This is a genomic window from Qipengyuania flava, from assembly GCF_019448255.1.
Taxonomy (GTDB): domain Bacteria; phylum Pseudomonadota; class Alphaproteobacteria; order Sphingomonadales; family Sphingomonadaceae; genus Qipengyuania; species Qipengyuania flava_A.
The window spans coordinates 152,357-164,312 of the sequence record NZ_CP080410.1 but is presented as its reverse complement, the minus strand read 5'-3'; the positions used below and the strand labels follow the sequence as shown (position 1 = coordinate 164,312).

Below are 11,956 nucleotides of genomic sequence, written 5' to 3'. Positions count from 1 at the left end.
GCCATGAAGGTCCATATCGAAATCGACTGCACGCCCGAAGAGGCGCGGACGTTCATGGGCTTGCCCGATGTCGGCAAGGCCAACGCGGTCTATGTCGACATGATGTCGAAGGCGATGAAGGGTGTGAACAACACCGATCAGTTGCAGGAATACGCCAAGCAGCTCGCTCCGATGGGGCAGGCGGGCTTCAAGCTGTTCCAGAGCTTCATGGAAGGCGCCAACGCGGCCCGCAACACGGGCTCCGCCAAGGATACCGACGACAAGTAAGGCAGCCTTCGCTCCATGGTCGAGACGATCTACGCCCTGTCGAGCGGCGCGCTCCCGGCTGCCATCGCGGTCGTTCGTATCAGCGGGCCTCGATCTGGCGATGCTCTGCAGGCGCTCTTGGGCTCTTTGCCGGAGCCACGTTCCCCCAGCTTGCGGACTCTGCGGGACGCTGATGGCGAGGCGCTCGATCAGGCGTTGGTGCTGTGGTTTCCCGGCCCCGCGACCGCAACGGGCGAGGATCTTGCCGAGCTGCATTGCCACGGCGGTCGCGCCGTAGTTGCCGCTGTTCTGGCTGCGCTTGGCTCGATGGAGGGACTGCGCGAAGCCGAAGCCGGGGAATTCACCCGGCGAGCCTTTGCCAACGGCCGCATCGACCTTGCGCAGGCGGAAGGGCTGGGCGACCTGCTTTCTGCTGAAACGGAACTCCAGCGACGGGGTGCCATGCGCTCGGTCGGCGGGCAGGTGTCTGGCCATATCGAGGGTTGGCGCGAGCGGGTGCTTGGTTTTGCCGCGCTTATCGAGGCGGTCATCGATTTTGCGGATGAGGACGATGTTGCTGCGCTTCCGGCGGGGTTCCAGCCCGATTTGTCGGCTTTGTGCGCCGAAATCCGTGCGGTGATTGAGCGTCCTGCGACCGACAGGCTTCGGGATGGCGTTCGTGTCGTTCTTGCAGGCCCCCCGAACGCCGGAAAATCATCTCTTTTCAACGCTTTATTGGCCGATGACGCGGCCATCGTGACTGCGGAAGCGGGAACGACGCGCGATGTGCTGGAGCGTCCCGTTTCGGTTGGCGGTGTCCCTCTCGTCCTGGTGGATACGGCGGGCATGCGTGAGAGCGGTGCGGGTGCGATTGAGGCAATCGGTATCGAGCGGGCGCGCCGCGAGGTCGAGGAGGGTCAGATTGTCCTGTGGCTGGGGGCTGAGGAAGAGGCGCCGGCTGGGTCGGTGCAGATCCACGCAAAGGCCGATGTGGCTGAGGTGCAGGGTTCGGGCCTCAAAGTGTCCTCGGTTACGGGTGAGGGGGTGGATGCGCTCCTTGACCTTCTTTCCGAGCGCGGACGTGCGGCCTTGCCTCCGGCGGATCGTATGGCGTTCAACCGCCGGCAAAAGGCACTCGCGCTTGAGGCGGTCGAGAACCTTGAGGCGGTCGATACCGATGGCGATCTCTTGGTTGCGGCCGAGCGACTGCGCGCGGCGCGGGTCGCGCTCGACCGACTGGTTGGCCGGGACAGCACGGAGGAGATGCTGGACGCGCTCTTCGGGCGGTTCTGCATCGGAAAGTAGCCGGCTCTGTTTCACGTGAAACATGGAGCTTTGACGCGAATCCCGGTCTGGGATAAGGCGCGCGGCCTATGCAGGAATTCGATGTTCTAGTCGTCGGCGGCGGGCACGCCGGTGTCGAAGCGGCGTGCGCGGCTTCGCGCATGGGCGCGCGCGTCGGCCTGGTCAGTCTCGACCTCGACAAGATCGGTGCGATGAGTTGCAATCCCGCGATCGGCGGCCTGGGCAAGGGGCACCTTGTGCGCGAGGTGGATGCACTGGACGGCGTAATTGGCCGCGCTGCTGATGCGGCGGCAATTCACTATCGGATGCTCAATCGTTCGAAGGGCAGCGCTGTCTGGGGCCCGCGGGTGCAGGCGGATCGGAGGCTCTTTCACCGGGCGGTCCAATCGCATGTTCGGTCTCAGGATGGGCTTAGCTTGATTGCTGGTGAAGCGGCGTCGCTCCGGTTGGAGGGCGGACGGGTCAGCGGCCTCGAACTCGCTGATGGGACTGCGCTTGCGGCTTCGAGTGTTATCTTGTGCACCGGCACCTTCCTTGGCGGAGTTCTCTTCCGTGGTGAGGAGCGGTTTGAAGGTGGCCGGATAGAGGAGGGTGCTGCACACCGCCTCGCGGAACAGCTTCGCGGCGCCGACCTGCCCATGGGGCGCCTGAAGACCGGAACACCTCCCCGTCTTGACGGTCGAACCATCAATTGGGGAGCGCTCGAGGAGCAGCCGTCGGACGACGACACCTGGACGATGAGCTCGCGATCGACTGGCCGGGTCAATCCGCAGGTCTTCTGTGCAATTACGCGCACGAATGCTCAGGCGCATGACATCATTCGCGCCAATCTCGACCGCTCCCCCCTGTTCTCCGGCGCTATCGATGCGGCAGGTCCGCGCTACTGCCCGTCGATCGAGGACAAGATCCACCGCTTCGGCGATCGGGAAGGGCACCAGGTTTTCCTCGAGCCCGAGGGTCTAGACACCCAGCTCGTCTACCCCAACGGCATTTCCACCTCACTGCCTACTGACGTTCAGCACGGCATGTTGCGGGCGATGGAGGGTTTGGAGCGGGTCGAGATGGTCGTTCCGGGCTATGCCGTCGAATACGATCATATCGACCCCCGGGCCTTGAAGTCCTCGCTGGAGCTGCATGCTATCCCGGGTCTCTATTGCGCAGGGCAGATCAACGGAACGACCGGTTACGAGGAGGCAGCCGCGCAGGGTCTGGTCGCGGGGATGCACGCAGCGGCCGCATGCGGGGCAGGAGAAGCACCCGCGCTCGACCGCACCAATTCCTACATCGCAGTCATGGTCGATGACCTCACTCTACAGGGCATCACGGAGCCCTATCGAATGCTGACATCGCGCGCCGAATACCGTCTGCGTCTCAGGGCGAGCAACGCGGATACGCGCCTGACGCCCCTTGGTATTACCTCGGGGCTTGTCGGAAGCGAGCGGCGCGAGTGGTTTGAAGCCCGTGAAGATCGGCGAGCCCGCTACGAGGAGGCGCTGTCGAAACCCATCCACTCCAAGGCACTGGTCGAGGCAGGGTTTCACGTGAAACAGGACGCTGGGCCACGATCGGCACGCGACTGGATCGCTGCTGGCCACGTCCAGCTTGGCGATCTTGAAACGTGGCTCGAGGGTGTGGACCCGAGAGACACACTCGCGGTGGAGATGGCGGAGGACGCATTCTACGCGCCCTATCTTGCTCGCCAAAAGGCCGAATTGGCCGATGTAAGGACGAGCGAAGCGCAGCACCTTCCGCCCAATTTCCCCTTTGCCGAGGTGCCTGGGCTCTCGAACGAGATGATCGAACGGCTTTCGCAGGCGCGACCGGAAACCCTTGCGGCGGCCGGGCGTATCCGGGGAATCACGCCTGCGGCGCTGGCTGCCTTGCTGGTTCACGCGCGAAAACTGGATAAAGCGGCATGATATCCAATGAGGCGGAGGCCCGCGCTTTCGTAGCTAACCTGTGTGATGAGGCGGCCATCGAGCGGCTTGATTGCCTTGTACGAGAGCTGGCCGAAGAGAACGAGCGGCAAAATCTTATCGCCCGCGCGACACTGCCAATTGTTTGGCAGCGCCATATCGCCGATTCGGCGCAGTTGCTTCCCCACGCCGGGGGTTCAGGCGGACCCTGGCTGGATCTTGGCAGCGGGGCGGGCTTTCCAGGCCTGGTGATTGCAGCCATGCGCCCGGAAATATCTGTAATCCTTGTGGAATCGCGCGCCCGCCGGGTCGAATGGCTTGAGCGCGTCGCGGCGTTGATGGGCCTCCAAAATTGCCGTGTCGAGGGCCAGCGCCTGGAAAAGGTAGAGGACTTCGAGGCCTCCGTAATCTCCGCTCGAGCCTTCGCTCCGTTGGACCGTTTGCTCACCTTATCCGCACGCTTCTCCACAAGGGGAACGCTTTGGGTGTTGCCCAAGGGACGTTCGGCGGAGCAAGAAGTGCAGGCACTGCCCAAGAATCGGCGAGAGATGTTTCACGTGGAACAATCGCGAACCGATCCCGAGGCGGGAATCATCGTCGGCCGCGGACAATGGAGCGCAAAAGCATGATCACCATCGCTATCGCCAACCAGAAAGGCGGGGTTGGCAAGACCACCACCGCCATCAACATCGCCACGGCGATGGCGGCGACGGGGTGGAAGACGCTCCTGATCGACCTCGATCCGCAGGGTAACGCATCCACTGGTCTGGGTGTGGCCGGCGCCGCGCGCGAGAATACGAGCTACGACCTCCTTCTCGAACAGGCATCGCTTGCCGAATGCGCGCAGCCTACCGAAATTCCCGGCCTCGATGTTGTGCCGGCTACGCAGGACCTCTCGGGGGCCGAGGTGGAGCTGGTATCCGTCGATGACCGGACTTCGCGTCTTACCAAGGCGCTCTCAGCGCAGGCTCGCGGCAGTTTTGCGGGCTATGACGTATGTTTCATCGATTGCCCGCCTTCGCTGGGTTTGCTGACCCTCAATGCCCTGTGCGCGGCGGACACGCTGCTGGTGCCGCTCCAGTGCGAATTCTTTGCGCTGGAAGGCCTTAGCCAGCTGCTGCAGACGGTCGAGCGCGTCCAGCAGGGCTTCAACCAGGATCTGGGCATCGTTGGCGTGGTCCTCACCATGTTTGACCGCCGCAACCGCCTGACCGACCAGGTTGCCGACGATGTGCGCGATTGTCTCGGCAATCTCGTGTTCGAGAGCGTCATCCCGCGCAATGTCCGCCTTTCCGAAGCGCCGAGCCACGGGATGCCGGCGCTGGTTTACGATCACAATTGCCCCGGTAGCCGCGCCTATATCGCCTTGGCGCGCGAGCTGATCGGCCGCCTGCCCGAGAAGAGGAAGGCAGCATGAGCGGGGCTGATACCACGACGGGAGCGAAGACCATCGATCGCAAGAAGAAGCTGGGTAAGGGCCTTGGCGCCCTCTTGGGGGAAACACGCCGGGAAGAGCCGCTTGTGCGTTCGCAGCCTGCCGCCACACCTGCAGAAGGCGGCACCACAACTTCGCCAGCGCCCGTAGCAATTTCAGACGGGCTCGCGTCCATCCCCGTGGCAGACATCGAGCCGCTGCCTGGTCAGCCGCGCACCCATTTCGACGAAGATGCGCTCGAATCGCTGGCCTCGTCGATCGCAACCCGCGGCGTGATCCAGCCGATCATCGTGTCTCCGCTCGGGGCAGGGCGCTATCGCCTGGTCGCGGGTGAACGCCGTTGGCGCGCTGCGCAAAAGGCGCGTTTGCACGAAATCCCGGCGCTGGTCCGTGAACTCGACCAGCGCGAGGTCATGGCGCTTGCCCTTATCGAGAACCTCCAGCGCGAGGATCTCAATCCGGTGGAAGAGGCGCGCGCCTACCAGAAGCTTGCCGACGATGAGGGAATGACCCAGGCCGAGATCGCCAAGTTGGTCGACAAGTCGCGTAGCCACGTCGCCAATTTCCAGCGCTTGCTGGGCCTGCCGGACACCGTTCTCGCGTTTCTCGCCGACGGATCGCTTTCCATGGGCCACGCCCGTGCGCTCGTGGGGCGCGAAGGCGCGACTGAGCTGGCGAAAAAGGCGGTTTCCGAAGGCCTTTCCGTACGCGAGATGGAAGCGCTCACGCGCAAGCCACGCGAGGGTGGCAATGCCAAGGCAAACGCTTCGAGCAAGCGCGCCGCAGAAGACAATGCGGACATTGCGGCCGTGCAGGGGCACCTCGAGGAATTCCTCGGGATGCCGGTGAAGATTACCACGGACACGACCCCAAACACCGGCAGCGTGACGATCCGCTACCGCACTCTCGATCAATTAGACCTTATTTGTCAGAGGCTTACGGGCGGAGACATCTAGCGCTCGCCGCCACATTCGTGTCAGCCTTAAGGCGTTATTTACCTTAACAGAATACTTCGGGTCCCTACGGATCCGAAATGCGCCTTAGTACCACCTCTGTCCTGATTCCGATCAGCTTGGCCTTGGCCGCAACGGCAGTTCCTGCCGAGGCACAGTCGCGCCGGAACGCCGGGGATATCGAGATGGCTGTCTCAATCGTGGATGGGTGCACCATCAGCACCGCTGACGTCGCCTTCGGCCTCGTTATCGGGACAGCCGGGACGATTCAGGCGACCGGTGCGGTCGACGTGCAATGCACCGCCGACCTCGATTTCGTCATCAAGATGGATCGTGGCCTCAACAATCTCGGCCGCAACCGTCGCATGCGCAATCCGACAAGCAACGCGTACATGCGCTACGAGCTTTATTCCGACCCTGGCTACACAAGCCGCTGGACGGACAGGCGCAACGGGCAAGTCAGCGGCAATTCGGGTGCAACCGGATACCAGACGCTGCCCGTCTATGGTGAGCTCACCTTCGATGGAACGGCCGTCTCAGGCCGATACGAAGACACCGTAACGGTCACGATCGAGTTTTGATTCGCGGGCCCGAAACCCGGCGTTAACTGCGAAAATCAGCTTTTGCGCGCGCATTTCTGCGGCTTTTCGACTCCCACCCCGCACAAAACGGCGGCCCACTTAACCCTTTCTATACCCAGCATACGTAGAAGTCCGAATCACCCGCTTGGAACTGGGTTTAGGAGATCAAAAACATGCGTAAGATTATTCTGGTCGCCGCTGGCGCCGGTATGGTTGCTGCAACCCCCGCGGTTGCTGGTACCAACTCGGCGACCCTGACCGTCACTGCTGAAGTCGTTGATTCGTGTGAAGTCAGCGATGCTACCCTGGCCTGGACCGGCCTCGGCGTTCTCGCCGGCACCGATCACGACACGAGCACCTCGATGTCGATCACCTGCACCGACGGTTCGGACTACAACATCACGATGGGCGCAGGCGACAACGCCTCGGCCGGCCAGCGTTACATGGCTGGTTCGGGCACCGACGTGATTCCGTACGACCTCTACCTCGGCGTCCCGAGTTCGGGCACCGTTCTTCCGGTCAGCACCGCTGTTGCTGCCGGCACCGGCACCGGCGCCGCTCAGACGCTGACCATCGGTGGCCGTATCCCGTCGAGCGCGGCGAACGTCGCAGCTGACAACTACTCGGACTCGGTGGCCGTCACGATCACCTTCTGATCCTCGACCGGCGGGTTCCGGCTCGCCGGCCACAAGGGTATTGCCATAATGAACGCACGCATCGCTTCGGTTCTCGCTGCACTCTCGCTCGCCCTTCCGGCGCCGGCAGTGCTTGCCCAGGGAGCTCCCGCTCCCGACGCACGAGTACCGGCGGCGCGTGTCACCGTGGCACCCCTTCGGCTCGAGCTTGATGACGCGCAGCTGCATGACACGCTGCGCGTCATCAACCCCTCGGACCGCCCCATCGGTATCCAGGTGCGCGCCTTCGGGTGGACACAGGCCGATGGCGAAGATGTCTACGCCCCGACCAACGAAGTGCTGGTTTCTCCCGCAATCGTTGTGATCCAGCCGGGCGAGACACAGTTCTTCCGCGTTCAACGCCGCCAGCTCCCGCCCGCAGGTGAGCGCCGCTACCGGGTTGCGATCGACCAATTGCCCGATCCTGACCTCGCGCAGAGCGGTACGGCGATGACGCGTATCCGCTTTACGATCCCGCTTTTCGTAGACCGCGCCTCCGCCGCGCCGGCCCAGCTCGACTGGTCGGTTCAGGGAAACACCCTGCGCGTGGCTAACCGCGGTCAGCAATCAGCTCGTATGGTTAGTTTGGCCCTCAGAGACGGGGTAAACACACCCGTAACCATCGATGGCGCCTCGCTACACTACGTACACGGCGGATCCTGGCTCGAATGGACGCTCCCTGCAGGCTGCCCGACCGGGCCGCTGACGCTTCAGGCGCGCATCGACGGTGAAACCCGCAGTGTCCCGGTCCCTGCCACCTGCGGCTAAGCCCCTTTTTGCAGCCGGACTGGTTGCAGCCAGCGCTCTTGCAGCGCCCGCCGTCCTGCACGCGCAGGCGAGCGACCCTTTCGCGATCGACCGCGACCTTACCTTCAGCGCGGCCCTCGAAGCCGAGAAGCAGGGCCCTGGCCTGAGCGTCATCTATGTCGATGGCCTCGAGCAGAAGCGCATGGTCGAGCTAAAATGGATCGATGGCGAGCTCGCCATCCTTGCCGAATCCGCCGAGACCGCCGGCATTCCGATCGAACCCGGTGCAACCGGATTCATCAAGCTGAGCCAGCTTGAAATCGCCAATTTCGAGTTCGACCGCGTGACCCAGCGCCTGATGGTGAAGAAGTTTCGCCGTGGCGATGGTCCGAACGACGTAAATGTTGCGCGGCGCAACTATGAGCCCGGCGAACGGGCTCCCCTCCTTGCCGGCATCGTCAATTACAACCTTACTGCGAGTGTATCGGGCGGAAAGACCCAGGTCGGCGCCTATGTTGCGCCGCGGGTGAGCTACGGCAACTTCAACCTCGGCAGTGCCTTTACCTATCGCTCGAATCCGGGCCCGGATCGGCCGGAAGTCGTGCGTCTGGATACCACTGCGACGCTCGCTATCCCCGAAAAGGCCCTTGTGGCCCGCGCAGGCGACGTGATCACTACCGGCAGTGACGCCCAGCGCGCCGTGCGCGTCGGCGGGATCCAGATCGGCACCGATTACGGCCTGCGCCCCGATATTATCACCAATCCCCTGCCGCAATTCGCCGGCCAGGTGGCTGTTCCAACCTCGGTCGACCTCATCGTCAACGATCGCCGCTTCCAGACCTCGGAAATCGAGGCTGGCGACTTCCGCGTCCACAACATCCCCATGGCCGCCGGTCGCGGGGAGGTCTCGGTGGTGCTGAAGGACGAGCTGGGACAGGAAGTGATCCAGACCGCGCAGGTCTATATCGCGCCAGACATGCTCGAGAAGGGCCGAATGGAATGGGGGGCCACCATGGGGTGGGTCCGACGAAGGTACGGGACCATAAGCAACGACTACCGCGACCTGGTAGGGACGTTCTTTGTACGGAGAGGGCTTTCTAAGTCGCTCTCCGTAGGCGTTTCTGGGGAGGTCGGAAACGGCGTTTGGAACGTTGGTGCCCAAGCGCAGGCTACTATCGCCAATGTGGCCATGACCTACGGTGAAGTGCGGTATAGTCGTACCTCACAAGAGTCGGGCGTGTTGTTCCGCGGTGGTGTGGAGTCGATGGGTCGTGGTGTGTCGGCCCGGATCGAGGCGGTCGTGCCCAGTTCTGGTTATCGCGACATCGCCGCGCAATCCGGCGATGGCCGTGTCCCGCGCCAGCTGATCGGCTCGGTCGACTTCGACCTTGCCCAGACGACGCGTTTCCAAATCTCGGCAACGCGGGTCACCCGGCCGGCCGAACCGCTTATCGGGCGTATCGGTGATACGACCACGGTCTTGCGCGCCTCGGCACGGCACGAGCTGAACAAGCGCATGACGCTGACCGGCGATGTAAGCTATCGCCGCGCGCAGGGTCGCGGTGAGCTCGTTGCCGGCATCAACCTCAACATCCGCTTCGGCCCGCGCAGCTCGGCCAGCGCATCGATCCGCCACAGCCGCGACGAGAAGATCGGCGGCCAGGTCAGCTATTTCCGCCCCGACACCGAAGTCGGCGAAGTCGGCTACGCCGCTCATGCCAAGTTCGGTGCGAACGAGCGTGTCTCCGGAACAGTCGCCTACCGCGCACCCTTCGCCCGTTTCGCAGCCGATGCCGAATACACCGCCGGTAACCTCGCAGCGCGCGGCCGGGTCGAAGGCTCGCTCATCGTCGCCGACAACCGCGTTTTCGCTCGCGACCGCGCCTCCGATGCCTACGCCCTCGTGCGCACGGGCAACGTCGGCGGCGTGACGGTGACTCATGAACACCGTGAGGTGGGCAAGTCGGACAAGGGTGGCCGCCTTCTCGTCACCCGTGTCACCCCGCTGGTCCCGATGAAGTTCGATGTCGCACCCGACAAGCTTCCCTCCGAAGCCGTTGCACGTTCGACCTTCCGCCGCATGCAGGCGCCGCGCGGCGGCGTGGTGCTCGTCGACATGGACATCGAAGCCTATCGCTCGGTGCTGATGCGCGTGGTCGACGAGGCGGGCGAACCGCTCGATGTCGGCAGCACGATCGTCTCGCTCCCCTCGGGCCGCGAATACATGGTCGCCTTCGATGGGCTCGTCGATTTCAACGGTCTTTCGAACGATACCGCCATCGCACTGGGTGCGGACACCGGAAAGGGCTGCCAGACCGCGCTGCCGGAGTTCGACCTCGACAGCTTCGACATGCCCGAGGTGGTGGCGCGGTGCACCAGCCGGACGATTGCCCTGAAGGACTAATCGCGGTGGACCGGATGCCCTAGCGGCGCGTGCGGTAGACCGCCCGCTGCGGTACTTCCACCGTCACCGGAACCAGCATGTACTGGCCAGGCTGCGTATACTGCGTGGTTCCGGCGCTTGCCGTAGCCTGCTGCATATAGTCGTCGAGATAGGCTTCGCACTGACCGTAACTGTCGCTCCGCCGGCGCTGCCGATCCTCGATCGCGCCACCGGCGACCGAGCCGAGGATAGCGCCCGCGCCCGCGCCGATGAGCGTGCCCGCGGTGCGGTTGCCCCTCCCGGCAATACGATTTCCGAGCACGCCGCCGGCAACGCCGCCGATCAGCCCGCCGAGGATCTCGCCCCGGTCGCTTTCGTTCTCATAAGTGTCGAGCCGCGAACGGCACTCCTGCAGCCAGGAGTTGCGATCAAAGGCCACGACCTGCCCTCCGGCGGGAAGGTAGGTCGCTCCACCCTGGTAGCCGTAGCCATAGTGGACCGGTTGTGCCGTCTGCACCGTTCCCGGCTGCTGGCGATAGATGACGCGCGACGCACCGGTGGGCGCGGGCGCGTAAGCCACCGGAGCCTGATGGACATAGATGATCTGCGGCGGCTGACGCACATAGACATAGGTCGGCTGGGCCGCCTCAACCGGGACGGTGGCGGGCTGACGCTCCGGGATGGCCCGGCTCGCTGGCATGGCTACCGGCTCCTCCGGTGCGTCGACATAGGTGTAGTACTCGGGCGCCGAGGGATCGATCGGCTGGATCGTCGGCTTGCTGACGAACACCGGCGTCGGAGCCCGCCGGGTCTCGATCACGCGCGCTGCGCCGACCGGCTCCTCGCTTGCAACGACCTGTTCGACCGTCTCGGTCACTACATCGTTATCGAGCTGCGGCAGCGGCTGGGCGTATTCGTACTGGCCGGTCTCGTAGGAGATGGCACCTTGCGCAAGCGCGAGACCCGGATGAAGGGCCAGGCTGGAGGCGGTGAGGGCGAGGGCGGTACGAATGATCATGGCGCGTGCTCCTTGGAAGCGACTCGGCACAAAGGCCGAGAGCCTGCAGTTAACACCTTGTTAGCATTCGCGCCCGCCCGCGCAAAAACGCGCTCGGTTCTGTGCCGCTATGGGGCAGGTCGGCTCAGATTCGTTCTGCAAGCACTGCTGCGAGCGCTTCGATCCCTGCCGCGTCCTCCGCATCGAATCGCGCCTTGCTCGGACTGTCGAGATCGATCACGGCGACGACCGCCCCATCGCGCAGCACCGGCACGACAAGTTCCGAATTGGTCACCGCGTCGCACGCGATATGCCCCGGGAAGGCGTGCACGTCCTCTACCAGCTGGGTTGCCGCATCCGCCGCAGCCACACCGCACACACCCTGACCCATCGGGATCCGGATGCAGGCCGGACGTCCCATGAACGGGCCGAGCACCAGCTCGCCGTCCACTACGCGGTAGAAGCCCGACCAGTTGAGATCGGGGAGGAAGTCCCATAGCAGCGCGGCGATATTGGCCATGTTGGCCACACCATCGGGCTCGCCGGAGGTAAGCGCCTCGGCCGCATCCAGCAGCTGGCGATAGGCTTCGGGCTTGGGTGTGCCTTCGTCGGGTCGGAAATCGAACATGGCAGGCGATGTAGCGCCCCATTGGCCGCCTGCAAGCCCCCTTGCGCGCGGCGCGCAACCCCATTGCCCCGCAAACGCCCCTCGCTTATTC

Annotated in this window: 12 protein-coding genes; 10 read left to right on the top strand and 2 right to left on the bottom strand. The window is 64.0% G+C overall.

Going from position 1 to position 11,956, the window contains the following annotated elements; translation table 11 throughout:
• The first annotated feature begins 3 nt into the window (after positions 1 to 3).
• The 10 genes from KUV82_RS00850 to KUV82_RS00805 all read left to right on the top strand — a co-directional run bounded on the left by KUV82_RS00850 (position 4) and on the right by KUV82_RS00805 (position 10,261).
• The gene (locus tag KUV82_RS00850) at positions 4 to 267 is read left to right on the top strand and encodes a DUF6489 family protein (protein WP_219955027.1); all 264 of its coding nucleotides are present in this window, start codon (positions 4 to 6) and stop codon (positions 265 to 267) included.
• A 15-nt stretch (positions 268 to 282) separates the two neighbouring features.
• A complete protein-coding gene (mnmE, locus tag KUV82_RS00845) occupies positions 283 to 1,551 on the top strand; it encodes a tRNA uridine-5-carboxymethylaminomethyl(34) synthesis GTPase MnmE (protein ID WP_219955026.1) in 1,269 nt (422 codons plus the stop codon).
• A gap of 68 nt (positions 1,552 to 1,619) precedes the next feature.
• Positions 1,620 to 3,470, top strand: coding sequence for a tRNA uridine-5-carboxymethylaminomethyl(34) synthesis enzyme MnmG (gene mnmG, locus KUV82_RS00840; protein ID WP_219955025.1), 1,851 nt, complete (start codon positions 1,620 to 1,622; stop codon positions 3,468 to 3,470).
• On the top strand, positions 3,467 to 4,096 hold the full coding sequence (rsmG, locus tag KUV82_RS00835) for a 16S rRNA (guanine(527)-N(7))-methyltransferase RsmG (protein WP_219955024.1): 630 nt from the start codon (positions 3,467 to 3,469) through the stop codon (positions 4,094 to 4,096). Before mnmG ends, rsmG begins: the two co-directional genes overlap by 4 nt.
• Positions 4,093 to 4,884, top strand: a complete 792-nt coding sequence (locus KUV82_RS00830; RefSeq protein ID WP_219955023.1) for a ParA family protein — start codon at positions 4,093 to 4,095, stop codon at positions 4,882 to 4,884. Before rsmG ends, KUV82_RS00830 begins: the two co-directional genes overlap by 4 nt.
• Entirely contained in the window at positions 4,881 to 5,858 is a 978-nt protein-coding gene (locus KUV82_RS00825; protein WP_219955022.1) for a ParB/RepB/Spo0J family partition protein, read from the top strand. The genes KUV82_RS00830 and KUV82_RS00825 overlap by 4 nt, the downstream gene beginning before the upstream one ends.
• A 182-nt stretch (positions 5,859 to 6,040) precedes the next feature.
• Positions 6,041 to 6,436 (top strand): Csu type fimbrial protein, encoded by a 396-nt coding sequence (locus KUV82_RS00820; RefSeq protein ID WP_219955021.1) that lies wholly within the window; start codon positions 6,041 to 6,043, stop codon positions 6,434 to 6,436.
• Positions 6,437 to 6,609: 173 nt separating this feature from the next.
• A complete protein-coding gene (locus KUV82_RS00815; protein ID WP_219955020.1) occupies positions 6,610 to 7,092 on the top strand; it encodes a Csu type fimbrial protein in 483 nt (160 codons plus the stop codon).
• A 48-nt stretch (positions 7,093 to 7,140) separates the two neighbouring features.
• Positions 7,141 to 7,878, top strand: a complete 738-nt coding sequence (locus KUV82_RS00810; RefSeq protein WP_219955019.1) for a fimbrial biogenesis chaperone — start codon at positions 7,141 to 7,143, stop codon at positions 7,876 to 7,878.
• The gene (locus tag KUV82_RS00805) at positions 7,850 to 10,261 is read left to right on the top strand and encodes a fimbria/pilus outer membrane usher protein (protein ID WP_219955018.1); all 2,412 of its coding nucleotides are present in this window, start codon (positions 7,850 to 7,852) and stop codon (positions 10,259 to 10,261) included. The genes KUV82_RS00810 and KUV82_RS00805 overlap by 29 nt, the downstream gene beginning before the upstream one ends.
• Positions 10,262 to 10,280: 19 nt before the next feature.
• Here KUV82_RS00805 and KUV82_RS00800 read toward each other — a convergent pair whose 3' ends face one another.
• Together KUV82_RS00800 and KUV82_RS00795 are read right to left on the bottom strand one after the other, a co-directional pair.
• A complete protein-coding gene (locus KUV82_RS00800) occupies positions 10,281 to 11,258 on the bottom strand; it encodes a glycine zipper 2TM domain-containing protein (protein ID WP_258319788.1) in 978 nt (325 codons plus the stop codon).
• 124 nt (positions 11,259 to 11,382) lie between these two features.
• The gene (locus tag KUV82_RS00795) at positions 11,383 to 11,865 is read right to left on the bottom strand and encodes a GAF domain-containing protein (RefSeq protein ID WP_219955017.1); all 483 of its coding nucleotides are present in this window, start codon (positions 11,863 to 11,865) and stop codon (positions 11,383 to 11,385) included.
• Positions 11,866 to 11,956 lie beyond the last annotated feature (91 nt).